General features: G+C 63.1%; 20 protein-coding genes and 1 pseudogene. 13 read left to right on the forward strand and 8 right to left on the reverse strand.

Features of this window, described 5'->3' with window-relative positions; genetic code table 11:
* Positions 1-38 precede the first annotated feature (38 nt).
* The 10 genes and pseudogenes from NKH99_RS17910 (at position 39) to ssuD (ending at position 9855) form a co-directional block, all read left to right on the forward strand.
* Positions 39-1025, forward strand: coding sequence for an ABC transporter permease (locus tag NKH99_RS17910; RefSeq protein WP_352769907.1), 987 nt, complete (start codon positions 39-41; stop codon positions 1023-1025).
* Complete coding sequence (locus tag NKH99_RS17915) at positions 1025-2023, forward strand: ABC transporter permease (RefSeq protein WP_352683030.1); 999 nt, start codon at positions 1025-1027, stop codon at positions 2021-2023. The genes NKH99_RS17910 and NKH99_RS17915 overlap by 1 nt, the downstream gene beginning before the upstream one ends.
* 2 nt (positions 2024-2025) lie before the next feature.
* Positions 2026-3024 carry an ABC transporter ATP-binding protein gene (locus tag NKH99_RS17920; protein WP_353014849.1) on the forward strand — a complete coding sequence of 333 codons (999 nt, stop codon included), beginning with the start codon at positions 2026-2028 and terminating at the stop codon, positions 3022-3024.
* Complete coding sequence (locus NKH99_RS17925; protein ID WP_352471355.1) at positions 3002-3949, forward strand: ABC transporter ATP-binding protein; 948 nt, start codon at positions 3002-3004, stop codon at positions 3947-3949. The genes NKH99_RS17920 and NKH99_RS17925 overlap by 23 nt, the downstream gene beginning before the upstream one ends.
* Positions 3950-3968: 19 nt before the next feature.
* Positions 3969-5024, forward strand: a complete 1056-nt coding sequence (locus NKH99_RS17930) for an aldo/keto reductase (RefSeq protein ID WP_352623097.1) — start codon at positions 3969-3971, stop codon at positions 5022-5024.
* Positions 5025-5097: 73 nt separating this feature from the next.
* Positions 5098-5688, forward strand: coding sequence for an FMN reductase (gene msuE / locus NKH99_RS17935; protein ID WP_352471353.1), 591 nt, complete (start codon positions 5098-5100; stop codon positions 5686-5688).
* Positions 5689-5946: 258 nt separating this feature from the next.
* Positions 5947-6954 (forward strand): taurine ABC transporter substrate-binding protein, encoded by a 1008-nt coding sequence (gene tauA, locus NKH99_RS17940; protein ID WP_353014851.1) that lies wholly within the window; start codon positions 5947-5949, stop codon positions 6952-6954.
* A 69-nt stretch (positions 6955-7023) separates the two neighbouring features.
* Positions 7024-7819: pseudogene (locus NKH99_RS17945) on the forward strand (taurine ABC transporter ATP-binding protein).
* Complete coding sequence (locus NKH99_RS17950; protein WP_352542466.1) at positions 7816-8664, forward strand: ABC transporter permease subunit; 849 nt, start codon at positions 7816-7818, stop codon at positions 8662-8664. The pseudogene NKH99_RS17945 and the gene NKH99_RS17950 overlap by 4 nt, the downstream one beginning before the upstream one ends.
* Before the next feature lie 42 nt (positions 8665-8706).
* Positions 8707-9855, forward strand: coding sequence for an FMNH2-dependent alkanesulfonate monooxygenase (gene ssuD / locus NKH99_RS17955; RefSeq protein ID WP_353014852.1), 1149 nt, complete (start codon positions 8707-8709; stop codon positions 9853-9855).
* A 268-nt stretch (positions 9856-10123) separates the two neighbouring features.
* On the opposite strand, the gene NKH99_RS17960 is transcribed toward ssuD, so the two are convergent.
* From NKH99_RS17960 to NKH99_RS17975, 4 genes are all read right to left on the reverse strand, one after another.
* Positions 10124-10732: a hypothetical protein gene (locus NKH99_RS17960; RefSeq protein ID WP_352616929.1), complete on the reverse strand. Its 609-nt coding sequence runs from the start codon at positions 10730-10732 to the stop codon at positions 10124-10126.
* A gap of 216 nt (positions 10733-10948) precedes the next feature.
* Positions 10949-12229, reverse strand: coding sequence for a GNAT family N-acetyltransferase (locus NKH99_RS17965; protein WP_353014853.1), 1281 nt, complete (start codon positions 12227-12229; stop codon positions 10949-10951).
* A complete protein-coding gene (locus NKH99_RS17970) occupies positions 12229-13629 on the reverse strand; it encodes a lipopolysaccharide biosynthesis protein (protein ID WP_353014854.1) in 1401 nt (466 codons plus the stop codon). The genes NKH99_RS17965 and NKH99_RS17970 overlap by 1 nt, the downstream gene beginning before the upstream one ends.
* A 567-nt stretch (positions 13630-14196) precedes the next feature.
* The gene (locus NKH99_RS17975; protein WP_353014855.1) at positions 14197-14349 is read right to left on the reverse strand and encodes a hypothetical protein; all 153 of its coding nucleotides are present in this window, start codon (positions 14347-14349) and stop codon (positions 14197-14199) included.
* Positions 14350-14361: 12 nt separating this feature from the next.
* On the opposite strand from NKH99_RS17975, the gene NKH99_RS17980 reads away from it, so the two are divergent.
* Together NKH99_RS17980 and NKH99_RS17985 are read left to right on the forward strand one after the other, a co-directional pair.
* Positions 14362-17016 (forward strand): type ISP restriction/modification enzyme, encoded by a 2655-nt coding sequence (locus NKH99_RS17980; protein ID WP_353014857.1) that lies wholly within the window; start codon positions 14362-14364, stop codon positions 17014-17016.
* On the forward strand, positions 17013-17387 hold the full coding sequence (locus NKH99_RS17985; RefSeq protein WP_353014858.1) for a hypothetical protein: 375 nt from the start codon (positions 17013-17015) through the stop codon (positions 17385-17387). The genes NKH99_RS17980 and NKH99_RS17985 overlap by 4 nt, the downstream gene beginning before the upstream one ends.
* A 146-nt stretch (positions 17388-17533) precedes the next feature.
* Here NKH99_RS17985 and NKH99_RS17990 read toward each other — a convergent pair whose 3' ends face one another.
* The 3 genes from NKH99_RS17990 to NKH99_RS18000 all read right to left on the reverse strand — a co-directional run bounded on the left by NKH99_RS17990 (position 17534) and on the right by NKH99_RS18000 (position 18758).
* Positions 17534-18034: a hypothetical protein gene (locus tag NKH99_RS17990; RefSeq protein WP_353014859.1), complete on the reverse strand. Its 501-nt coding sequence runs from the start codon at positions 18032-18034 to the stop codon at positions 17534-17536.
* A 162-nt stretch (positions 18035-18196) separates the two neighbouring features.
* The gene (locus NKH99_RS17995; RefSeq protein ID WP_352816608.1) at positions 18197-18418 is read right to left on the reverse strand and encodes a hypothetical protein; all 222 of its coding nucleotides are present in this window, start codon (positions 18416-18418) and stop codon (positions 18197-18199) included.
* Between the two features lie 67 nt (positions 18419-18485).
* Positions 18486-18758 carry a DUF4242 domain-containing protein gene (locus NKH99_RS18000; protein WP_023677971.1) on the reverse strand — a complete coding sequence of 91 codons (273 nt, stop codon included), beginning with the start codon at positions 18756-18758 and terminating at the stop codon, positions 18486-18488.
* 200 nt (positions 18759-18958) lie between these two features.
* On the opposite strand from NKH99_RS18000, the gene NKH99_RS18005 reads away from it, so the two are divergent.
* Complete coding sequence (locus tag NKH99_RS18005) at positions 18959-21556, forward strand: helix-turn-helix transcriptional regulator (RefSeq protein ID WP_353014860.1); 2598 nt, start codon at positions 18959-18961, stop codon at positions 21554-21556.
* Positions 21557-21704: 148 nt separating this feature from the next.
* On the opposite strand, the gene secA is transcribed toward NKH99_RS18005, so the two are convergent.
* A complete protein-coding gene (gene secA, locus NKH99_RS18010; protein ID WP_352453061.1) occupies positions 21705-24437 on the reverse strand; it encodes a preprotein translocase subunit SecA in 2733 nt (910 codons plus the stop codon).
* Between the last annotated feature and the right edge of the window lie 168 nt (positions 24438-24605).

Consider the following 24605-nt stretch of genomic DNA (forward strand, 5'->3'; position numbering starts at 1 on the left):
AACCCGCATCGTCAGCCACAGCCGGGATAGCGAAAACGATGTCGACCCTGACGCGCATTGGCAGAACCTTCCGGCGCACCGCCATGCAGGCGGTGCCGACCGTTCTGGGCATCGTCATCCTGAACTTCTTCCTGCTGCAGCTCGCGCCCGGCGATGCCGCCGATGTCATGGCCGGCGAGGCTGGCTCGGCCACTGTCGAAACGATGGCGGCGCTTCGCCAGCGCTTCGGGCTCGACAATCCGCTTCTCGTCCAGCTGTTCAACTATCTCTACAATCTGGCGCATTTCAGCCTCGGCTTTTCGCCGCGCTACGGCATGCCGGTCGCCGACCTGATCGGCCAGCGGCTGCCCGGCACGCTGGTGCTGATGGCGGTGGCTCTGGCCGTCGCCATTGTGCTCGGCCTCGCCCTTGGATCGGTGATGGCGGTGTTTGCCGGGCGCCTGCCGGATCGTGTGCTCTCCGTTATTTCGCTGCTGTTCTATTCAATCCCGGGTTTCTGGATCGGCTTGATGCTGATCGTGCTGTTTTCGGTCAAGCTCGGCTGGCTGCCGAGCGGCGGCTCGGGAACCATCGGCAGCAACCTGACCGGCCTTGCCGGGCTCTGGGACAGGGCGCGCTACATGATCCTGCCGGCACTGTCGCTGGCGCTGTTCTACGTGGCGATCTATGCGCGGCTGACACGAGCGGCGATGCTGGAGGTCCAGTCGCAGGACTACGTGCGCACCGCCGCAGCCAAGGGCCTGCCGCCGGCCTTCATCACCATTCGCCATGTCCTGCGCAACGCGCTGATCCCCATTACCACCATGGCCGGCATGCATGTCGGCGGCATGCTCGGCGGCGCCGTGGTTGTCGAGACTGTCTATTCCTGGCCCGGCCTCGGGCGTCTCGCCTTCGAAGCGGTCATGGGCCGCGATTTCACCGTGCTGCTCGGCATCCTTCTGTTGTCGTCGCTGCTGGTGATCATCGCCAACGCGACCGTCGATCTTCTGCACGCCTGGCTCGATCCCCGCATCGGAGTACGCTGATGGCTTCCACCGATTTCGCCGCGGGCGATGCCCGTTCCCGCCGTCTCCATGCCGATGCCCGCGGGCCCGCGGCACCGCCTGAACCCGAGGCAAAGAGTTGGAGCAATCTCCACGCGCCCGACGCACGCTCCGCTTCGGCAGCGTCGGTGCCGATAGCCGCTGGCGGGCGTGCGCTGAAGGTTTTCCTGCGCAATCCCAACGCCATGTTCGGCGTTGTGTTCCTGTCACTGGTCGTGCTGGCCGCACTGCTGGCACCAGTCCTCTATCCGGCCGATCCGCTATCGATGGTGGCGCGGCCCTTCCTGTGGCCGGGCCAGAACCCAGCCTTCCCACTGGGCACGGACTCCATGGGCCGCGATGTGCTTTCGGGCATTCTGCATGGCGCACGGATTTCGCTGTTCGTCGGCCTGGTGGCGACCGCGCTCGGCCTCAGCTTCGGCATCCTGGTCGGCGCCGCCGCCGGCTACTTCGGCGGCTGGATCGACGACCTGCTGGTGCGCCTGATCGAGATCTTTCAGACCATACCGAGCTTCGTGCTGCTGGTCGTCATGGTGGCGATCGCGCAGCCGACCGCGCCTGTCGTGACAGTGGCGATCGCCGTCATCACCTGGCCGACGGTGGCGCGGTTGACCCGCGCCGAATTCCGGGCCATCCGCGAGAAGGATTTCGTCATGGCCGCCCGCAGCCTCGGCTACGGCCATGCCCGCATTATCTTCCGCGAGATCCTGCCCAATGCGCTGCCGCCGTTGATCGTGACCTCGTCGGTGATGGTGGCGACCGCGATCCTGATGGAATCGGCGCTGTCCTTCATGGGCCTCGGCGATCCCAACGTCGTCAGCTGGGGCTCGATGATCGGAGCGGGCAGGGAATTGATCCGCACCGCTTGGTATCTGACAGCGCTTCCGGGACTGGCGATCGTCTTTACCGTGCTGGCGCTGAACCTGATCGGTGACGGCCTCAACGACGCGCTCAACCCGCGCTTCTCACAGGAGCGATAGAGATGGCGGCTCCTTTGCTCAGGATCGACAATCTGACGGTTCGCTTCCCGACCACCGAGCCGGTCAGCCGGCTGAGCTTCGAGGTCGGTGAGGGCGAGACGCTGGCGATCGTTGGTGAATCAGGCTCCGGCAAGTCGCTGACCGCGCTCGCCCTGATGCAGCTTCTGCCGCGCTCGGCGAAAATACCCAATGGCAGGATCGAATTCGCCGGCAAGGATCTGCTCGGTCTCGACCAGAAGGCTATGCGGAGCCTGCGCGGACGCGAGATCGCCATGATCTTCCAGGAGCCGATGACGTCGCTCAATCCGGTGCTGACCATCGGCCGGCAGATCACCGAGGTGCTGACGCTGCACGAAGGCATACGCGGCAAGGCAGCGCGGAACCGTGCCATCGAGCTTCTCAATCTGGTTCGCATTCCCGATCCGCAGCGGCGCATCGATGACTATCCGCACCAGCTTTCCGGCGGCATGCGCCAGCGCATCATGATTGCCATCGCCGTCGCCTGCCGGCCGCGCCTGCTGATTGCCGACGAACCGACGACGGCGCTCGACGTGACCATCCAGGCGCAGGTGCTCGACCTGCTCGATACGCTGCGCCGCGAACTGTCGATGGCTGTCATGCTCATCACCCACGATCTTGGCGTCGTCGCACAATGGGCCGACAAGGTCGTCGTCATGTATGCCGGCCGCAAGGTTGAACAGGCGCTGCCGGGCGCACTGTTCAGAACACCCCTTCACCCCTATACGCGCGGCCTGCTGGCGGCGTCGCCGCGGCTGAAGACCAATCTCCACTACCGCGACGCCAGGCTGACGGAGATTCCCGGCAGTATCGTCTCGGCCGCCGGCGAAAAGGGCTGCCCGTTCCGCCCGCGCTGCGCGGTGGCGCGCGACAGCTGCGCCCATTTCGTACCCGACCTCGTCGAGGTGAGCGAGGATCGTCTAGTCGCCTGCCCCTACAGCTTCATTCCGGAGGTTGCGCATGGCGCTGCTCTCGGTCTCTGACCTTTCCACCCATTTCCACGCCCAGGGCGGCACGCTGCGCGCCGTCGATGGCGTATCCCTCGAAGTCGGACGCGGCGAGACGGTTGGTCTCGTCGGCGAAAGCGGTTGCGGAAAATCGACGCTAGGCAAGACCATCATGCGGCTGGTCGACCCGACTAGCGGCAGGATCGAGTTCAACGGCACCGACATCACCGTTCTCGACACGCGCCGGCTGAAGGCGGCGCGCCGTAATATCCAGATGATCTTCCAGGATCCGTTCGCATCGCTCAATCCGCGCCACACGATCGGCGACATCCTGACAGCACCACTGAAGGTCCATGGCATCGGCAACACGGCCGAGCGGCGCACCATCGTCGAGGACATCATCGAGCGTGTCGGTCTGCCGAGGGATTCGCTTGGCCGCTACCCGCATGAATTTTCCGGCGGGCAACGCCAGCGCATCGGCATCGCCCGGGCGCTGATCCTCAATCCGGAACTGGTTGTGTGCGACGAGCCGGTGTCGGCGCTCGACCTTTCGATCCAGGCGCAGATTCTGAACCTGCTGGTCGACATGAAACGTCAGCTCGGCCTGTCCTATCTCTTCATTTCGCACGATCTATCAGTCGTTCGCTATTTCGCCGACCGGGTGCTGGTTATGTATCTCGGACGCATTGTCGAAAGCGCCGACAATGCGGCGCTGTGGACCTCGCCAAAGCATCCCTACACGCGCGCGCTGATGGATGCCGTGCCGGACCCGGCGCGCCGACGTCAGGCCGCGCCGATCCATGGCGATCTGCCAAGCCCGCAGAACATCCCCAGCGGCTGCCGTTTCCATACCCGCTGTCCGCTGGCGACCGATCTGTGCCGTTCGCAGGAACCGGCGTTCCGGGCGATCGCGCCGGGACACCATGTCGCCTGCCACTACGCCGAACCAACCATCAACTGAAATTCAACGGAGCAGAAAAATGTCCGACTACCGCTATCTTGGCCGCAGCGCCCTGAAGGTTTCGCCGCTCAGCCTGGGCACGATGATGTTCGGCGGGCCGACCGAGGAGACGGTCGCGCATCGCATCATCGACAAGGCGCGCGAGCAAGGCATCAACTTCATCGACACCGCCGACGTCTACCACAACGGCAAGTCCGAGGAAGTCGTCGGTCGCGGCATCAAGGCGACGCGCGATCATTGGGTCGTGGCGACCAAGTTCGTCAACTCGCATGACAAGGGGCCTAATCTCGGCGGCCATTCGCGCAAATGGGTGATCCAGACGGTCGAGAACAGCCTGCGGCGCCTGGGAACAGACTATATCGACCTGTTCTACTTCCACCGCGCCGTCTTCGATGCGCCGCTGGAAGAGCCGGTGCGGGCGATCGCCGACCTGATCCGCCAGGGCAAGCTGCGCTATTTCGGCGTCTCCAACTTTCGTGGCTGGCGCATCGCCGAAGTCGCGCATCTGGCCGATGAACTCGGCATCGACCGGCCGGTGGCCAGCCAGCCGCTCTATAACATCGTCAACCGCACCGCCGAGGCCGAACAGCTGCCGGCGGCTGCCTATTACGGTCTTGGCGTCGTCTCCTACAGCCCGCTGGCGCGCGGCGTGCTGACCGGCAAATACGAGCCGAACCAGGCGCCTGCCGCCGACACGCGGGCCGGCCGTGGCGACAAGCGCATCGCCGAGACCGAGTGGCGCCCGGAATCGATCGAGATCGCCAGGCAGATCGCGGCGCACGCAAAGTCACGCGGCGTCTCGGCCGCCGATTTCGCGCTGGCCTGGGTGTTGAACAACCGGCTGATCACGGCGGCGATCGCCGGCCCGCGTACCGAGGAACAGTGGGACAGCTATGCGAAGGCATTGGACTTCAGGCTGAGCGCCGAGGACGAGGCCTTTGTCGACCGCCTCGTCACTGCCGGTCATGCCTCAACGCATGGGTTCAATGATCCGAGCCATCCGGTCGAAGGCCGCGTGCCGCGTTCGGAGCCGGCCGCGCCGATCCCGCTGACACGGCCTCTGCGCGCCGCCTGACGGTCGCCGACGAAATGGCGGGGCCGGCGGCCCCGCCCGCGTTTCCAATTGCTTTGGACAGATGAGAGAGCCCATGAATTTCCACGTCGAACGGCTGCGCCAGAACATCGTCGTGCTTTCGGGCAACACCCACAGGCCGTCGAAGTCGCGGACGCTGGCGCATCATCTCGGCGAGGCGCTGCGCGAAAGATTGTCTGTCACAGTAAATTTCCTCGATCTTGTCGATGCCGGCCGTGGTCTGGGTGCTGCGTTTACGCGAAGGGAATTGACGCCGGAGGCGCTGAATGTGGTAAACGCGGTCGAACAGGCCGACGCGCTGATCGTCACGACGCCGGTCTACAACGGCTCCTATGCTGGCCTGTTCAAGCATCTGTTCGACCTCATCGATCCACTGGCGCTCGTCGACCGGCCGGTCCTGATCGGCGCGACGGGTGGTGGCCAGCGCCACGCGCTGGTAGTCGAACATCAGCTTCGCCCGCTGTTTGGCTTTTACTCCGCCCTGACGGTGCCGAGCGCCGTCTATGGCAGTGACAGCGACTTTGCCGACGGCAAGCTCGTAGATTCGCTGGTTCTGGCGCGGGCCGGGCAGGCCGTGGATCAATTCGTTGCCCTGCTTTCAGCGCGCCAGCCGAAGAGCCAACCGGTCCGGGCGGCTTCGGGCTGACGGATAAAGTGCCAAGGCAAGTGCCTGATGGGCGATATATTGCCAAGGCGCGGCCCGTAAGCACTCCGCATTTTGCGCCTGAATAATCCCGCGGGCGACAGCGTGCCGTCTAAATCCGAATTCTTTTTTAAGCGCGAGCTGATTTTAAGAATTCCATTGCTATCTAAGTCTATAATATCAGTGGACTTTAATCCAACGCTCTTTGAATAGAGCGGGCAGTCGAGGGGTTTGCCCTCTGTTCAAAAGGATTAAGGCTCCATGCGAAAACTTATTTCCGCCGCCCTTGTCGGGCTTGCCGTAGCGGCCGCATCCGCTGCAGCGCATGCCGACGACAAGAAAGTCGTCATCGCCTACCAGACCGGTGCCAATCCCTACAATCTCGGCATTGCCAATGGCGATCTTGCCAAGAAAACCGGCTGGAACATCGAATACCGCCGCTTCAATTCCGGTGCTGACATCTTTGCTGCCATCGCATCCGGCGACGTCCAGATCGGCGATGTCGGATCGAGTCCGTTCGCCGCAGCCGTCAGCAGGGGCATCGACGTGAAGGCCTTCTACATCTCCTCGGTCTCCCGTGACGGAGAAGCCCTGGTGGTGCGGCCCGATATCAAGTCGCCACCCGACCTGCGGGGCAAGAAGCTCGCGGCCGCGCCGGTATCGACGGATCATTACCAGCTTCTCGCCGTCCTCAAGCAGGAAGGCATTTCGGAGAAGGAAACCCAGGTCATCGCCATTCCGCAGCCCGAAATCGTCGCTGCCTGGAAGCGCGGCGACATTGACGGGGCCTTCGTCTGGGATCCGGCACTCTCTGAACTCAAAAAGGACGGCAAGGTTCTGCTCACAGCCGGCCAGGTCGCCGACCGTGGAGCGCCGACCTTCAGCGCGCTGGTCGTGACCGGCGATTTCGCCAAGGCCAATCCCGACTTCCTCGGCCAGTATGTCCGGCTGATCGACGGCTACAACACCGCCTACCTGAGCAACCCGGCCGCATGGGGACCGGACTCCGAGAGCGCCAAGCTGATCGCCAAATTGCAGGGCGGCACGGCGGCCGAGAATTCGGAGCAGTTGAAGACAACAGTGGTTCCGCCGCTCGACGAGCAGGTGTCCGACAAATGGCTGGGCGGTGGTGAGAAGAGCGCCGTTGCGAAAATCCTCAAGGACACTGCGGGCTTCCTGAAGGACCAGCACAAGATCACCGCCATCAAGGACAGCTACGCCGCGTTCGCCGATCCGGAATACGCAGACGCTGCCAAGGCCTCCAACTAGAAATCACCTGACGACATTCAGGTTCTGGCTGGCGGAATTCTCGCCAGCCAGACTGCTTGGAGGCCCACCATGCTTCGAATCCGCGATGCCAGCGTGACTTTTCCGGCCTCGGATGGCCAGGACGTACACGCGCTTGATCACGTCTCGCTCGATATCGCTCCAGATTCCATCGTTGTCGCGGTTGGTGCTTCCGGATGCGGCAAGTCGACATTGCTCAACGCGATCGCCGGCTTCCTGCCGCTCACCGAAGGCACGATCACACTGGACGGAAAAGAAATTGTCGCGCCCGGCGGCGATCGTGGCGTCGTCTTCCAGAAAGATACCTTGCTGCCCTGGGCCAATGTGCTGGACAATGTCGCTCTCGGCCTGAAATACCGGGGCGTGCGGCGCGGTGAACGCCATGAGCGATCGAGGCGTCTGCTGGAACTGGTCGGGCTCGCCGATTTCGCCGAAAAGCCGCCCTATGAACTGTCCGGCGGCATGCGCCAGCGAGTCGGCATCGCGCGGGCGCTGGCCACCGATCCGAAGATCCTGCTGATGGACGAGCCGTTCGGCGCCCTCGACAGCCTGACGCGCGAGACGATGCAGCAGCTTCTGGCCTCGGTCTGGGCCAAGACCGGCAAGCAGATCCTGTTCATTACCCATTCGATCGAGGAAGCCCTCACGCTCGGCACCACCATCGTTGTGATGTCGCCTCGACCAGGCCGCATCGTTGCCCGGTTCGACGCCGACTTCGTTCGCGACTTCGCTGAGAGCGGCGACATCGGGCCGATCCAGTCCCACCCGCGTTTCCATCGAACTGCGGCAGGAAATCCGCTCGCTCATCCACCAGCCGGAAGGCGCCCGCACAGGAACCTTGCAATGACGCTCGCCGCCAATTCCGGAACCTCTTTTTCGTCTTCGATAGCTCAACGCGCGCCGTCTCCCAAGACGCGCCGGTCCGCTTCGACAAGCACGCTCGGCATCAGCCTGGTCACCCTGGCGTCGCTCATCGCCTTGTGGTTTTTGGCCACGCGCTTCGGCTGGGCGTCGCCGCTGTTCCTGCCGTCGCCCGCCGAGGTACTGACCCAGTTCAGCGCCGTCTGGGCCGATGGCTATGCCAACGGTACGCTCCTCGAGCACACACTCGCCAGCCTCGGCCGCATCGCCGCGGCGCTCGGTGTCGGCATTTTCCTGGGCATTCCGCTCGGCCTGCTGATGGGACTCAATCGCTGGGTCAAGGGCATCTTCAGCGTTCCGATCGATCTCTACTGGGGTCTGCCGCCTCTGGCCTACCTGCCGCTGCTGATCATCTGGCTGGGCATCGGCGAAACGTCCAAGATCGTGCTCCTGTCGCTGTCGACCTTCGCCCCGATCTGTTTTGCCGCACAGGCCGGCGTCCGGTCGGTGCCGGCCGAACGCATCAATGCCGCGCTGTCGCTCGGTGCGAGCCGGCTGCAACTTTTCACCAGCATCATCCTGCCGTCCGCGTTGCCGGAAATCATGACCGGCCTGAAGATTGCCATCGGCGCCGGATTGTCCACGCTGGTAGCGGCCGAGCTGATCGCGGCCCAGTCGGGCCTCGGCTACATGATCATGTCGGCGGCCAATTTTCTCGCCACCGACGTCGTCTTCGTCGGCCTCATCGTCATCGCCATCCTTGCCTTCGCCTTTACCAGCGGCATGCGCTGGCTGGAGCATCGCCTCATCCCCTGGAAGGGCAAGATCTGACGCTTGCGTAGACATTCCGCAATCGCTGAAGGAAACAATCCGATGTCCAGCAACACCCGTCCGCTCGACCTCTACTGGTATCTGCCGACCCATGGCGATGGACCGTATCTCGGCACGGACGAGCGGCACCGCCCGGCAACCTTCGGCTATCTCAGGGAGATCGCCCAGGCTGCGGACCGGCTTGGCTTCAAGGGCGTGCTCCTGCCGACAGGAACGCGTTGTGAAGACGCCTGGATCGTGGCGGCCGGGCTGATCCCGCTCACCGAACGGCTGAAGTTCCTCGTGGCACTTCGGCCGGGCAGCGGTACACCGGCGCTGTTTGCGCGTCATGCAGCCACTCTGGACCGCATTTCCGGCGGTCGTGTCCTGCTCAATGTCGTCACTGGAGCCGACCCGGCCGATCTCGCCGGCGACGGCAACAAGCTCAGTCATGACGAGCGCTATGCACAGACCGACGAGTTCCTGACGATCTGGCGGCGAATCCTTTCGGGTGAGCCGGCGGATTTCGACGGCAAATATCTTTCCGCCCACGGCACCGACATTTCCTTCCCGCCGGTTCAGCGGCCGCATCCGCCACTCTGGTTCGGAGGCTCTTCGGATGCCGGCATCGCGATCGCCGCCAAGCACGTGGATACCTATCTGAGCTGGGGTGAACCGGTGGACCAGCTTGCCGAAAAGATCGCCCGCGTCAGGGAAGCCGCGGCAGCGAAAGGCCGCACGATGCGCTTCGGCCTGCGCATTCACCTTATCGTACGCGAAACGGAGGATGAGGCGTGGGCGGCGGCCGACCGGCTGATCAGCCACGTCACCGACGACCTGATCGCCGAAGCCCAGAAGGGATTTGTCCACATTTCGGAATCCGTCGGCCAAAAGCGCATGTCGGCGCTCCATCAGGGCCGCCGCGACCGGCTGGTCGTCGGCCCGAATCTATGGGCGGGACCGGGGCTGGTGCGCGGAGGTGCGGGGACGGCCCTGGTCGGCAATCCCGACAATGTTGCCGCGCGCATTCGCGAATATCAGGAGATCGGCATCGAAACCATCATCGCGTCCGGCTATCCGCATCTGGAAGAGGCGTTCAACGTCGCTGAATTGCTTTTCCCCAAACTCGGCCTGAGTGGCGAAACCGCACCCCAGGAGCGCAGCTGGGACGTCGAGTTCGGACGCCCCAAAGTCACCGCGTCCGCTTCGTGACGTCCTGCCGACAGCGTCGGCCAGAGCGATGTCATGTGGCTTCGCGACGGCGATCGGAGCGAGGCTGCGGCCAGGTCCAATGACACGGCTTTCGGGAATCGACCGAGAGCAACGAGCGTCCTGGCTAACCGCCGGATAAAGTTAGGATAGGCCATTATCCGGCCGCTCAAGCGAGCTCGGCTGGCGTTATCCCAGGAGCCCTCCTGGGATAACTGCTATTGAGGCCGCGGCCGGCCCCTCCGACGGCCTCAGGCGGTAACGAGGTCGCTCACATCGGCCCCGGCACCATCTTGGTCGGCTGCTCCGGCATCGGGAACGCATAGTTGTCGCATTTCACGTCCGGGTTCGTCGGGCTGAACATTCCGAGCGGGTTGTCCTTGAACAGCCAGGCGTGAAGGTCGTAGTGGTGGAACTCCTTCGGGATGAGCGGATAATGCCCCTCCATGGGCCCCATGAATGTCTGGCCGAAAAGCTTCGGCGGCTCCTTGGTGTCCGGCGTCAAGGGCACGAGCCATTCCACGCCGACCAGGCGCAATTCGCCGCCGACCGGCTCATAGATCAGCACATTGGGGCGCGTCGGATCCGCGGTCGGGCCGACAGTCGTGACGTTGACGAAATGGATGCCCATCGCGCCCTTCGGGTAGTCCATCGCTCCCTCTACCTTTTCGCCGCTGTAGAAGACGCATCCAACCGTCGATAGATAAAGCTCGCGAATGGCAACCTTGTAGTCTTCATACCTGGACAGCGATTTACGCAGGGCATCGATCTCGGCTTTGTCGGGTTCGGCCGCCCGAGGAGTGGCGGCGTTCAGACACGCACCAACGAGACCTGCCAATGTGAGGATCCCTAGACGCCTGAGGTGAGTTGTTTTCGTCATGCATTCCTCCCGGATTTTTTTCTTCTGGCCGTGCAGGACCGAGGCGGCAGTGATGCTGGACGCGCGGCCGTAATTGATCGCCTCATCCCGGTTGGGACTGCGTCGATGCTAATCCTTTCCGCTGATCGGGAGAATTAACCCTGACGACCTAGGCCCGAGAGAGCCGACGGTGCGGAGACGGACGGCCGGGCCGGGTCCCACTTTGGACCCCATGCACTAGCGCCGGCGCAACAGGCTCCTCATCCGGTTGCGCAGCAGGCGCGCCATGTTGCGGGTCTCGCGATAGAGGTGAAGCTGCGATGCCGCCTGGCGGGCGGGGCGGTCGGCATCCGGCGTCAGCCCGATCACCAGCGTGCCCATCGGCTTGCGTTCGCTCCACAGCCGGCTCATCACCGGATGGTCGGGCACCGCGCAGGAATCGGTCATCATGATGTTGGGATCGTCGAGATGCTGCCTGGTCACCTCGATCATCAGCAGCGTGCCCGGCGAATAGGCAGCGAGCGTCTCGTCATAGGCGGTCTTCCAGGTGTAGGCGACGCCGGCCTCGACGAAGACGACCAGGCAGGCGATGGTGCGGCCGTCGAGCGTCAGCGAATGGATGCGGCAGAGATCCTGCTCGGCCAGCCGGTGCACCGCTTCGCGGGCGAAGGCGGCGCGGTAGCGGTCGATGGCCATGGCGGTGCGCTCGCGGCCTTTCCAGCCGGCAGCCTCCAGCGTCAGGAAATTTTCGATGGCAGGGCGGATCTCGTCCGGCCCGCGCGCCACGACATGCTCCAGCCGGCCGAGGTCGGCGAGGCGGCGCTTCAGGCGGCGGAACTCGCGATAATGGTGGGCGCGCAGCGAAGCTTTCAGATATTCCTCGCCGTCGAGCTCGCTTTCGAGCACCGGGCGCTCGGCCTTGCCGGTGGTGACCAGCGTCAGGCCGCGCGTTTCGGCGACGCTGGCGAGCAGGCTCGCCACCGGGCCATCCAGCCTTATGTCGGGCAGGACGAAGACCTTCGGCAGCTTGAGATGAGGCCTCGACAGCATCGCGAAGAAATCCTCGATGACGCCGATCGGATCGTCGCGGTCGACCAGGGGCGTGCCGATCGGGCCGAACGGGCTCGACCAGGTGCGCATGACTGGAACCCCGAGCGGCACCATCGGCCGCTCGACCGAGAACGGCACCAGCAGGCGCAGCCGGTTGCGATACTGGTCGCCGTCCCGGATGACCGCCAGCCGCACCTCGCGATCCTCGAGCCTCGGCATGGCCGGCGCCAGGAAGCGCGGATTGAAGAAGATGTTGGACTCGATCGTGCGGGTACAGAGATAGTCGAGCTCCTCGACCAGGTCGAAGCCGGCGGAGGCCGGATAGATGGCAAGCCTGCGCTCGGGCCGGTTGTTGGCGAGGATCTCGACATGGGCGGGGTCGGCTTCGCGGGCAAGCCCGGCAAGGCCGGACACCATGGCGCCAGCCGGGCCGCCGCTGGTTTCCTCGAGCAAGGGGACGGCAGCCATCAGGCGGCTCCTTTGGCGGGCACGAAAATGACCATGACGATGCCGAGCTTGCGCCAGACCGTGAAGGACAGCGCGCCGGCCTCGAAGATCATGGCGAAGACGGTGGCCATCGCCGCGCCCCACAGACCGAAGAGCGGGATCAGCACGACGCTAAGCGCGATGTTGAAGGCCAGCGTCATGGCGTAGACGGCGGCGCAGATATTCTGGTTGCCGCTCATGGTGAGCAGGCTTTCGCAAGGGCCGACGGCGGCCCGCGCGACGACGCCGAGCACCAGCAGGAACAGCAGCGGATAGCCGGCGGAAAATTCCGGGCCGAACAGGGTCAGCATCGGCTCGCCCAGGGCCAGCACCAGCAGCGCCATCGCCAGCGACGGCCAGAAGGTCCACGACACGGTTTCGCGGGCGAAGGCGGCGAGCTTTTGCGGCTCGCCATGGGTGAACTGCGCATAGCGCTGGGCGACGCCGGCCTTGACCGCGAAATAGACGAAATGCACCAGCGCCAGCGTCTTGACGGTGGCGAAATAGACGGCGACGTCGTTGGGATCGAGATAGGCGCCGACCATCAGCACGTCGGCATTGGTGAGCAGGAAGAAGAAGCTCTCGACCAGGAAGATCGGCAGCGAGACGATGAACCATTGGCCGAAATGCAGCTTCATCGGCCCGGCCGGGATTCTTTTGTCGATGCGCGACGTCACGCCGATAAGCTGGCCGAGCGTGGTGGCATAGGTGGCGGCGATGGCGGCGAAGATCGCCGTCTTGGCGTCGGGCGCATAGCCCGCCAGCAGCATCAGCGCCATGAACGCCAGGATCAGCAGCGGCCGCACCAGAAAGGTCGGCGACAGCGCAAACAGCGCCCAGGAATTGGCCCGCGCCAGCCCTTGCAGCAGGTCGGACATGGCAATCATCGGCAGGCAGATGATGCCGAGGATGAACGGCACGACATAGTAGTCTTCGATAAAGGCCGACAGCAGCCAGACGCCGAGCGCGCCGAGGCCGGCGATCAGCGTCGAGGCAACCAGCACGAACAGCCGGCTGGCCCGCACGATGCCGCGCAGTTCGGCCAGCATGCCGCGCTCGCGATATTCGGGAATGAAGCGGATGATCGAGGTGTGGAAGCCGAGGCAGGCGAGATTGCCGACGATGACCATCGTCACCCACACGAGCACGAAAATGCCGTATTCGAACGACCCCATCCAGCGCGCCATCAAAACCTGGCTGACGAAGGCGATGACGGCGCTGACGATGCGGACCGAAAAGGCGATCAGCGACATGCGGCCGGCCTCGCCGCGCGCGCCGGCGCTGAACAGCACGGCATCGATCAGGCCAAGCAGCGGCCTGATGCGCAGCGCAAGGCGCTGCGGCAGGAACCGCCCGGCTGTCGTCGCCGCGGAAAAGCGCACCCAATACTCTCCGTTTTCCGCCAATTTACAGGGGTTGGGTGTAGCGGAGACACATTAAGAAACGGTTGGGTGGGCTTTCCTTCGCCCCGTCTCTATACGGAGAGAAGGTGCCGGCAGGCGGATGAGGGGCGGCGCAGGCTTTCGAAAATTTGCGCTGTTCTTGAGATGACGGGGCAACGTGGGCGTTCATGCACTTTCACACAAGCGCAAAACCCGCTCTAATGCGGACGCTCCGGGGGAAACATGTCGCAACTGCTTATCCAGCAATATCTCAACGAAATCGACAGATTGCGGAAGTTCTCCGGGTCGATCACCGAGGGGGTCATCTCGGAAGCCTTCAAGGATTTGCTCCAGGCGTGGGCTCGCCAGCACAACCTGCATTTCATCAGTCAGTACGAATTTCTATCCCCGCAGAAGAACCGCATCCGTCCCGATGGAACGATCTTACACGATTTGCGCGTACCGCTCGGCTATTGGGAAGCCAAGGACACGGCAGACGACCTCGACGAGGAAATCCGCAAGAAACTGGCCAAGGGCTATCCGCAGGACAACATCATTTTCGAGAATTCAGGCACGGCGGTCCTGATCCAGAATCGGCAGGAAGTTTTTCGCTGCTCGATGACGGACACCGAAAACCTGCTCAAGCTCGTCTCGCTTTTCTTCAAATATGAGCGCGAGGAAATCCGCGATTTCCGCAAGGCGGTCGAACAGTTCAAGCACGACATTCCGGCGGTGTTGACCGCACTTCGTGAACGCATCGACACCGCCTACGAGAAAAATCCGGATTTTCGCGCGGCTGCCGACAAATTCCTGCAGCACGCCAAGGACACGATCAACCCGTCTGTCGGAGAGGCGGACATACGGGAAATGCTGATCCAGCATATCCTGACCGAGGAGATCTTCGCCCACGTCTTCGACAACAGCGACTTCCATCGCGAGAATAACATCGCGAAAGAGCTTTATGCGCTGGAGGCGAAATTCTTCACCGGCCAGATCAAGCGCGAGACGTTGAAGGGTCTGGAGACCTATTATGCGACGATCCGCGCCAATGCGGCGCTGATCTCCAGCCACCAGGAAAAGCAGCAGTTCCTGAAGCTGATCTATGAGAATTTCTACAAGGTCTACGACAAGAAGAAGGCGGACCGGCTGGGTGTCGTCTACACGCCGAACGAGATCGTGAAATTCATGATCGAGGGCGCTGACTGGCTGACGCAGAAACATTTCGGCAGGCAACTCATTGATGAGCATGTCGAGATTCTCGACCCGGCGACAGGCACTGGCACCTTCATCTGTGAGCTCCTGGAGCATTTTCGTGGCCAGCCGCGAAAGCTGGCGCACAAGTACAAGAACGAATTGCACGCCAACGAAGTGGCGATCCTGCCTTACTACGTGGCGAATTTGAACATCGAGGCGACCTATGCCGCGATCTCGGGACAGTTCGCCGAGTTTCCAAACCTCTGCTTCGTTGACACACTGGACAATGTGGGTGGGCTCGGCATCAAGGCCGGCTATCAGCACGACATGTTTGCCGGCCTTTCGGATGAAAACGTCGCGCGCGTCAGGCGGCAGAACAAGCGCAAGATTTCCGTTATCATCGGCAATCCGCCGTACAATGCCAACCAAGCCAATGAGAACGACAACAACAAGAACCGTGACTATCCCCGGATCGACCAGCTCATCAAGTCGAGTTACATCAGGCTTTCGACGGCGCAAAAGACCAAGGTCTATGACATGTATGCCCGGTTCTTCCGCTGGGCGTCGGACCGCATGGCCGATGACGGTGTATTGGCCTTCATCACCAATCGAAGCTTCATCGAAAGCCGGACGTTCGACGGATTCCGCAAGGCGGTGGCGCAAGAGTTCAACGAGATTTATGTGGTCGATCTCGGTGGCGACGTGCGCACTAATCCGAAGCTTTCCGGGACCAAGCACAATGTCTTCGGCATCCAGACAGGCGTGGCGATCTCGTTCTTCATCAAGCGACACAAGCAGAAGGGCTGCAAGATTTTCTATACGCGGCGCCCGGAGTTCGACACAGCCGAGGACAAGCTGACCTTTCTTGCGAACAGCAAGGCATCGGCGATTTCGTACCAACGCATCGAGCCCGACAAGAACGCCAACTGGATCAATCTGACTGAGAACGACTGGGATTCTCTCATGCCGGTCGCGGACAAGAAGTCTAAAGCGGCGAAGACAAAGGCTCAGGAGAAAGCAATTTTTCGACTTTATTCTCTCGGAATTGTTACCAATCGAGACGAATGGGCATACTCGAACAATGAAGTGGCGCTAACCAAAAAGGCCACCCATTTTATCACGGTGTTCGAGCGCGAAGTGGCAACGTGGCGAGCCTCTGATCGAAAAGGCAAGACATCTGACCTAGTTTCACGAGAGATAAAATGGACCTCCGAGCTTGAACACCATCTAACTCGTGGCACACGCCTCATATTTGATAAGAGGAATATCTATCAATCAACCTACCGTCCATTTGTCCGCAAATGCACCTATTTCGCTCCGGTTTTCACACACAGACCGTACCAGAATTTTGAGTTCTTCCCAACCCAAGCGTCAGAAAACGTCGGCTTCTCTGTTAGCCTCGAAGATCGCGCCGACTTCGGCGTGTTTGCAAGCAATACAGTTCCGAATAAAGATCTTTTTCTTCCGAATGCGGCCCAGTTTTTACCTAGATTCCGCTACACCGGCGCGGGCGAGCGAATTGACAACATTACCGACTGGGCGGTGAAGGAGTTCCAGAAGGCGTATGGTAATAAGGAAGGGCGGGATGTATCCGGTACGATCTCTCCCCCCGGAGAGGAGATTGGCCGCTCGCGGAAAGCGGCTCTGGCCCTGACCAAGGAAAACATTTTTCACTACGTCTACGGCGTGCTGCACGACCCTGTCTACCGCGAAAAATATGCGTTAAATCTGAAGCGCGAGTTCCCGCGCATTCCGTTTTATCCCGACTTTTGGAAATGGGCAGAATGGGGCAGGCGCCTGATGGAATTGCATATCGGCTATGAGAGCGTCGAGCCTTGGCCGCTGGAACGACTGGATACTCCGGACGAGAAGGTGCGGGCGACGGGCGTTGCGCCGAAGGCGATGCTTAGGGCCGACCGCGACAACGGCATCATCAGGCTCGATACCGAAACACAGCTCTCCGGCGTTCCGAAGGAAGCGTGGGACTATCGGCTTGGCAATCGCTCAGGCCTCGACTGGATACTCGATCAGTACAAGGAAAAGACACCCAAGGACCCGACGATCCGCGAAAAGTTCAATACCTATCGTTTCGCCGATTACAAGGAGAGGGTAATCGATCTGCTGATGCGGGTGACGCGCGTGAGCGTCGACACGGTGGCAATCACCGAGGCCATGAAGGAGGCGGGACGATGAGCAAGTCTCCAACGCTTGCACATCCACCGGTCGAAGTCAGCGCCCTCGACTTCTATCAGGCGGTTGCGAAGTTGCCGCAAATGCGCCGCGCTCCGGCTGGCGCAATGGGCAGTATTCCGAAGGATACGATCCTCTCGCCTGCTGCCGGCGGCATCATGGTGGAAACACCGATCATGGGCTCTTTGGTGCATTCGTCACCGCCGTGGCGCGTCGAAGTATCGGCTGATGCGCGCAAGCTGCTCAATGTATGCGAGAGATGCAAGAAGCTTGGCGCTTACAAGGAACCAAAGTCGGTGTTTTTGGTGAGCGTGGCTGACGGCGAACTTCGGGTAAAGTTCAGGACAACCACAATCGGGATACCTATCCTTTAGACGCCAGCGGGACAGCGCCCCCCTCTGGCCTGCCGGCCATCTCCCCCTCAGGTGGGGAGATTGGCCAACCGCGGACGTCCGCGCTGCCCCTCATCCGCCCGTCGGGCACCTTCTCCCCGTAGAACGGGGAGAAGGAAGAGCCCCGCTTACATCCCCTTCATCGCATCACATGAAACATTCCGGTTCATGTCCGCGAACGCGCCGGTCGGGTTGCCCTTCCAGGCCCAGACATGCAGCTCGTAGAACGGGCCGAGGCCATAGCGGTTGGGGGCGCTGTTGAAGTTGAACAGATGTCCATCGAGCGAGGCCGGGCCTTTCGAGGTGATGTATTCGACGGCGATCAGTTTTAGCGTGCCGTCGGCCATCGGCTCGTACATCACCGCTTCCGGCTTGGCGACATCGACAGCATCGTCCTTGAGGTAGCCGGGATTGACGTAATGGATGCCCATGGCGCCGCCGGTGATGCCGCTGGCGCAGGGGATGGGCGCGTAGCCTTCGGCGGCCGCCGCCGCCACATTCTCGAAGCGGCTGTTGGCGGCGCGTACCATGTCGGCCAGCGGGTTGCCGTCCTTTGCCTGGGCCGCGGTGGCGGCGATCGACAGGATGGCCAGGGCGGCAAGACGCCCGGTGCAAAGATTGATGTTCATGTTCTCTCCGGTTGTTTGAGGACGCGCACCGATCGGGTCTGCTCAACGCTGCGGCGTCCATTGGAATTTTGCGAAACAGGTCGCTCGTCCTGTTTTCATGTCGGCCGCAATGACGCGGCCGGTTGCACGGCTTGTTTCAGCCCGTCCAAACGGCGCGGCGGCCTAATGGTCCCACCAATAATATTCCCAGTATTCGCGCCGCTGCTCGCGTTCGGGCAGTCCGATGTCCTGCCTCAGATAATCGTCTTGCGGGGGCAGCCGGCGCCGCCTGCCCAGCAGACGCGAAGGCAGCGCCGCCGCGATCCGCCATAGACGGCCAGGCAGGGAACCGCCGGGGTTTCCCACGACAGGCGCCGGTTCGCCGACCGGCATGCCATCAGGCATGTCGCAATTGCCGCGAATGGCAGTTTGATACTCATCCTTTTGTCCGCCACTTGGGGTTTGCCTGCCATCAACGGTAAAAGTAGGGGTCAAGAACCCGCACCTCCGTGATCTTGTCGACAGGCAGCGAATTCTTCTGGGCGGTGCTGCGGATCGCCTCGGGCGAGGGCGCGTCGTAGATGCAGAAGCTGCGCTTCTTGTCCGGCGACACGTAGGACTGCAGCCAGGTGACGCCCTTTTCGGCATTGCGCATGACGACACCGCCCAGCGCGTCGGCGCCGGCTTCGTTCATCGGCACATTGAGGCCGTCCGGGAATGTGCGTTCAATCAGATAGCGAGGCATGGAAGCCTTCCTTTCTCCAGTGGGTCACGCCCGGTCTGAGCGCGGCTCGACATTGATCACGCCCGGCAAGAGCGCACATCGGAGCCTTTCCCCATTTTTGGCGGGACGATTCCCTATGTTGGCAGCGTTATGAGCGGGGGATATGTTGGCGGGTCACATCGCGGGTCCGCCTTTTCGGCGAACTCGATCTGCGTGAGCGAATGATGCTTCTGGAACGGCAGAAACAGCTGGAGCGACTCGACGGGCTGCTGGCCGATGCCGGGCGCGGCCGTGGCTGCGTCGCGGTGCTTGCTGGCGAGGCCGGGGCCGGCAAGACCGCGCTTGTCGAGGCCTTCATCGACCGGACTGCGCAAGCCACGCGCATATTCCGCAGCGCCTGCGAGGATCTGTCGATACCCGATCCGCTCGGGCCGCTTTACGATCTGGCGCGGGACGCGCAATGGGCGCTGCCGCAGGCGATCGATCATCGGCAAGGACAGAGGCTGCCGCTGTTTTCGGATGCACTCGACATCTTCGAGACAAAGGCGCAGCCGACCCTGCTGGTGATCGAGGACTTGCACTGGGCCGATGATGCGACGCTCGATTTCGTCCGCTTTCTCGGCCGGCGCATCGCCAACAGGCATCTCTTGCTGCTGCTGACGGCGCGCACCGATCGCAGCGAGGGACAGATGCGGGTGCGCCGCGCGCTCGGCGAGATACCGGCAGGCAGCGTCGCGCGCATCGACGTGCCGCTGCTCAGCGAGTCGGCGGTGCTGTCGCTGGCCGAGGCGGCGGGGCGTGATGGCGACGCCATCTACCGGGCGACGGCGGGCAACGCCTTTTTCGTCACCGAACTGTTGTGCAGCGGATGCGAGGAAAAAACGGCGCTGCCGGCAAGCGTGCGCGACGCGGTTCTGGCGCGCGCCGAGCGCCTGTCGGCCGGCGCCCGCGCGATGCTCGACGCGGTGTCGGTGTTTCCACGGCGGGCCGATGCCTGGGCCTTGCAGGGCCTGTGCGGCGTCGCCAGCGCCGGCCAGCTTGCCGAATGCGTCGCCAACGGCTTGCTGGAGGATCTGGGCGATGGCTATGCGTTCCGGCACGAGATCGCCCGCCGCGCCATCGAGGCGATGCTGACGACGAGCCACCGGCGGCAGTTCAACCAGCGCGCCCTGGCCGCCCTGCTCGAAAACAGTGAGGTTTCCACCGGCCGCCTGGTGCATCACGCGGTGGAGGCGCACAATCTGCAGGCAGTGCGCGAGCTGGCCCCGGTTGCGGCGCGCGAGGCCTCCCGCGTCGGCGCCCATCGCGATGCGGCCGGCTTCTATGAAGCCGTGTTGCGGCAGGCCGACAGCCTGCCGGTGGAGGAGCGCACGGCGCTCCATGAGAAATATGCCTTCGAGTGCCACCTCATCGGCAAGATCGACGAGGCCATCGCCGCGCAGGACCAGGCGCGCCGGCTGCATCAGGCCCAGGGGAATACAGCGAAGGAAGGGGATTGCCTCAGGTGGCTGTCGCGCTTTGCTTACCTGCTTGGCGACCGCATGGCTGCCGATGCCCTTGGCGAGCAGGCGGTTCAGCTGCTGGAGACCGCGCCGGCCGGGCCGGAGCTCGCCATGGCCTATTCCAACCTCTCGCAACTGGCGATGCTGGCCGAAAGGCTCGACGACACGCTGCGGCTCAGCAACAAGGCGATTGCGCTCGCCGAACAACTGAACCGGCCCGACATCGTCTGCCACGCGCTCAACAATGTCGGCAGCGCCGAGCAGTGGCTGGATCTGGCAAACGGACGGCTGCACCTTGCTCGCAGCCTGGAGATCGCGCTGGAGCAGAATTTTCAGGAACATGCGGCGCGCGCCTTCACCAACAGCGCCTGCAGCGAGATGAACCAGCTCGGCTTCGCTGGGGCGCGGTCGTTCCTCGATCGCGGCATCAACTATTGCGTCGAAAACGACCTCGTCACCTGGCGCGACTATATGCGCGGTGTGCTGGCCCAGTTGCTGCTGCGCCAGGGGCAATGGGAAGAGGCTGCCGGCGAGGCGCTCGAGGTGATCGCCAACGATCAGGCGACGATGCTGGTCCGCTATCCCGCCGTGGTGGCCCTGGCAAAGCTGCGGATACGGCGCGGCGACCCGTCCGCCGAGCCGCTTTTTGCCGAAATGACGCAGTTCCTGGACAAGGGATTGGAATTGCAGCGGCTGGCGCCCTATGCGGCGCTGATGGCCGAACGGGCGTGGCTCGGCCAGGCTGACAAGGATGAGGCGCTCGGCCTGATCGCACTGGCTGAGAGCTTGTCGACAACGCGGGCGGGTTTCGGCGAGCTGGCGACGTGGCGGCAGAAGCTGGCGCCGGACATGGATCCAGGCGACACCATCGGCATGGCCGCGCCCTACCGGCCGCTGCTCGCCGGCGACTGGCAGGCGGCGGCAGAACTATGGGCCGAGATGAACGCGCCCTACGAACGCGGGCTGGCGTTGGCAGAGGGCGACGAGACCGCGCAGCGCCTGGCGCTGGAGATTTTCGAAAGCCTCGGCGCCAGGGCGGTCGCCGTTCACCTGCGCGATATCATGCGCCGCAACGGCGTCAACGGCATTGCAAGGGGGCCGCGCCGAACCACGCGCGCCAATCGCGCCGGCCTGACCCAGCGCCAGATGGAGGTGCTGCAACTGATCGAGCGCGGCTTCTCCAACAAGCGGATCGCCGAGCAGCTGACCATCTCGCCGAAGACGGTCGATCACCACGTCTCGGCGGTTCTGGGCAAGCTGGACGCGGTTTCGCGGGGTGAGGCGACGGCCGCGGCGCGCGATTCGGGGTTGATTTGAGCCTGTCTTCTTCGGGTCGCGATCCTTCGCGCCCCCCTCTGGCCTGCCGGCCATCTCCCCCTCAGGTGGGGAGATTGGCTAATCGCAAACGCTGGCTCCGCCCTTCGGGCACCTACTCCCCGTGAACGGGGCGAAGGAAAGCAGTGCCTTACGCAAACGCCCCATGACAATGCTTGTATTTTTTCCCTGACCCGCACGGGCAAGCCTCGTTGCGGCCGACCTTGCCCCAGGTGGCCGGGTTCTTCGGGTCGCGGTCTTCGGGGGCGACGATGGCGTTGGTCTCCTGGCGGACCAGGACGGCCGTCTCGCCGCCTTCGAAATCGTCTTCGCCGGTGAAGCCGTCGATGTGGCTGCCGAACATGTCGGGCGCTTCGGGTGGCGGCGCTTCCGCCGCCTGGCGGACCAGCTCGACGCGCATCAATTGCGCGGTGACGGCCTGGCGCAGATTGCCCAGCATCGCCTGGAACAGCTCGAACGCTTCGCCCTTGTACTCCTGCAGCGGATCGCGCTGCGCATAGCCGCGGAAGCCGACGACCGAGCGCAGATGGTCGAGATTGACGATGTGCTCGCGCCACAGATGATCGAGCGTCTGCAGCACCACGGAGCGTTCGACATAGGTCATCACGTCGGGACCGAAGCGCTCGGCGCGTTCCTTGGCGGCGGCCTCGGCTGCCTGGCTGACGCGCTCGCGGATGTCGTCCTCGGCGATGCCTTCTTCCTTGACCCAGTCCTCGACCGGCAGATCGAGATTGAGGAATTCGGCGATCTCGGCCTTGAGGCCGGCGACGTTCCACTGCTCGGCATAGGCGTTTTCGGGAATGTTCTTGGCGACGATCTCCTCGATGACGCCTTCGCGCATCTCTGTGATGGTCTCGGACAGGCCCTCGCCGTCCATCAGCTCGATGCGCTGCTCGAACACCACCTTGCGCTGGTCGTTCGAGACGTCATCGTATTTCAAGAGGTTCTTGCGGATGTCGAAGTTGCGCGCCTCGACCTTCTTCTGCGCCTTTTCCAGCGCCTTGTTGATCCACGGATGGATGATCGCCTCGTCTTCCTTGAGGCCGAGCTTCTGCAGCATGCCGTCCATGCGCTCGGAACCGAAGATGCGCATCAAATCGTCCTGCAGCGACAGGAAGAATTTCGACCGGCCGGGATCGCCCTGGCGGCCCGAGCGGCCGCGCAACTGGTTGTCGATGCGGCGCGATTCATGGCGTTCGGTGGCCAGCACATAGAGGCCGCCGGCGGCGAGCGCCTTTTCCTTCAGCCGGGCGATGTCGTCGCGGATTTCCTTTTCCCTGGCTTCGCGCTCGGGGCCGGCCGGCATGTCGCCAAGCTCCTCGGCGATGCGCATGTCGGCATTGCCGCCGAGCTGGATGTCGGTGCCGCGGCCGGCCATGTTGGTGGCGATGGTGATGGCGCCGGGCTTGCCGGCCTGGGCGACGATCGCCGCCTCGCGCTCGTGGTGGCGGGCGTTCAGCACCTCGAAATCCTTGAAACCTTCCTTGCGCAGGCGTTCGGCCAGCTGCTCGGACTTCTCGATGGAAGTCGTGCCGACCAGCGTCGGCTGGCCCTTGGCGCGGGCTTCCTTGATCTCCTTGACGATCGCCTTGTATTTCTCCTCGACCGTCCGGTAGACCTCGTCGTCTTCGTCAATGCGGATGACCGGCAGGTTGGTCGGGATCTCGGTGACGTCGAGATTGTAGATGTTGGCGAATTCCTCGGCCTCGGTCAGCGCCGTGCCGGTCATGCCGGCGAGCTTCTTGTAGAGGCGGAAATAGTTCTGGAAGGTGACCGAGGCGAGCGTCTGGTTTTCCGGCTGGATCGCCACATGCTCCTTGGCTTCGAGCGCCTGGTGGAGGCCCTCCGAATAACGGCGGCCGGGCATCATGCGGCCGGTGAACTCGTCGATGATGACGATCTCGCCGTTACGCACGATATAGTCCTTGTCCCGCTGGAACAGCCGGTGCGCCTTCAGCGCGTTGTTGACGTGGTGGACGATGGCGACGTTCTCGACGTCGTAGAGCGACTCGCCCTTGAGCAGACCCGCATCGCGCAGCATGTTCTCCAGCTTCTCGGTGCCTTCCTCGGTGAAGATCGAGGTCTTCTGCTTCTCGTCGATCTCGTAGTCCTGCGGCTGCAGCTGGATGATGAAGGTGTCGATGGTGTTGTACATTTCCGAACGGTCCTCGAGCGGACCGGAAATGATCAGCGGCGTGCGCGCTTCGTCGACCAGGATGGAATCGACCTCGTCGACGATGGCGTAGCTGTGACCGCGCTGCACCATCTGGGCGCGCTCGTATTTCATGTTGTCGCGCAGATAGTCGAAGCCGAGCTCGTTGTTGGTGGCGTAGGTGACATCGGCGGCGTAGGCGACGCGGCGCTCCTCGTCGGACAGGCCGTGGACGATGACGCCGACCTTAAGGCCGAGGAATTTGTAGACGCGGCCCATCCATTCGGAGTCGCGCGTGGCCAGATAGTCGTTGACGGTGACGACATGGACGCCATTGCCGGCGAGCGCGTTGAGGTAGACCGGCAGCGTCGCCACCAGCGTCTTGCCTTCGCCGGTGCGCATCTCGGCAATGCCGCCATTGTGCAGCACCATGCCGCCGATCAGCTGCACGTCGAACGGCCGCATGCCGAGCACGCGGCGGGCGGCCTCACGCACGGTGGCGAAGGCCGGCACCAGGAGGTCGTCGAGACTGGCGCCGTTGGCGATGTCCTGGCGGAACTTGTCCGTGCGGGCCTGAAGCTCGGCGTCGGAAAGCGCCTGCATCTCGTTTTCCATGGCATTGATCGCCTCGACGCGCGGCCGGGTCGATTTGACCCGACGATCGTTGGAGGAGCCGAAAACCTTACGGGCGAGACCGCCGAGACTGACCATCCAATGGCCCTTTCGATAGCATTCCAAGTCATTGCGACGGGCGCCGGCTGGCCCCATCAACTCCGCGTGAACGCGGACAAACGCAAAAAGCGCCCGGAAAACGGTTCTGGACGCAAAGTCGTTGGACAGATAAGAGGGGGCTCATTCGATGTCAACGCCGCGCTCGCC

It is taken from the genome of Mesorhizobium sp. M0854, from assembly GCF_040319815.1.
GTDB lineage: Bacteria > Pseudomonadota > Alphaproteobacteria > Rhizobiales > Rhizobiaceae > Mesorhizobium.

Excerpts from the sequence above, each read along its gene's own strand:
- NKH99_RS17960 (WP_352616929.1), bottom strand. The coding sequence starts at position 10,732 with ATGACGAAAACAACTCACCTCAGGCGTCTAGGGATCCTCACATTGGCA.
- NKH99_RS17915 (WP_352683030.1), top strand. The coding sequence starts at position 1,025 with ATGGCTTCCACCGATTTCGCCGCGGGCGATGCCCGTTCCCGCCGTCTC.
- NKH99_RS17910 (WP_352769907.1), top strand. The coding sequence starts at position 39 with ATGTCGACCCTGACGCGCATTGGCAGAACCTTCCGGCGCACCGCCATG.
- NKH99_RS17985 (WP_353014858.1), top strand. The coding sequence starts at position 17,013 with ATGAGCAAGTCTCCAACGCTTGCACATCCACCGGTCGAAGTCAGCGCC.
- NKH99_RS17990 (WP_353014859.1), bottom strand. The coding sequence starts at position 18,034 with ATGAACATCAATCTTTGCACCGGGCGTCTTGCCGCCCTGGCCATCCTG.
- secA (WP_352453061.1), bottom strand. The coding sequence starts at position 24,437 with ATGGTCAGTCTCGGCGGTCTCGCCCGTAAGGTTTTCGGCTCCTCCAAC.
- NKH99_RS17950 (WP_352542466.1), top strand. The coding sequence starts at position 7,816 with ATGACGCTCGCCGCCAATTCCGGAACCTCTTTTTCGTCTTCGATAGCT.
- NKH99_RS17995 (WP_352816608.1), bottom strand. The coding sequence starts at position 18,418 with ATGCCTGATGGCATGCCGGTCGGCGAACCGGCGCCTGTCGTGGGAAAC.
- NKH99_RS18005 (WP_353014860.1), top strand. The coding sequence starts at position 18,959 with ATGATGCTTCTGGAACGGCAGAAACAGCTGGAGCGACTCGACGGGCTG.
- NKH99_RS17930 (WP_352623097.1), top strand. The coding sequence starts at position 3,969 with ATGTCCGACTACCGCTATCTTGGCCGCAGCGCCCTGAAGGTTTCGCCG.
- ssuD (WP_353014852.1), top strand. The coding sequence starts at position 8,707 with ATGTCCAGCAACACCCGTCCGCTCGACCTCTACTGGTATCTGCCGACC.
- NKH99_RS17925 (WP_352471355.1), top strand. The coding sequence starts at position 3,002 with ATGGCGCTGCTCTCGGTCTCTGACCTTTCCACCCATTTCCACGCCCAG.
- NKH99_RS17965 (WP_353014853.1), bottom strand. The coding sequence starts at position 12,229 with ATGGCTGCCGTCCCCTTGCTCGAGGAAACCAGCGGCGGCCCGGCTGGC.
- NKH99_RS17920 (WP_353014849.1), top strand. The coding sequence starts at position 2,026 with ATGGCGGCTCCTTTGCTCAGGATCGACAATCTGACGGTTCGCTTCCCG.
- tauA (WP_353014851.1), top strand. The coding sequence starts at position 5,947 with ATGCGAAAACTTATTTCCGCCGCCCTTGTCGGGCTTGCCGTAGCGGCC.
- NKH99_RS18000 (WP_023677971.1), bottom strand. The coding sequence starts at position 18,758 with ATGCCTCGCTATCTGATTGAACGCACATTCCCGGACGGCCTCAATGTG.
- msuE (WP_352471353.1), top strand. The coding sequence starts at position 5,098 with ATGAATTTCCACGTCGAACGGCTGCGCCAGAACATCGTCGTGCTTTCG.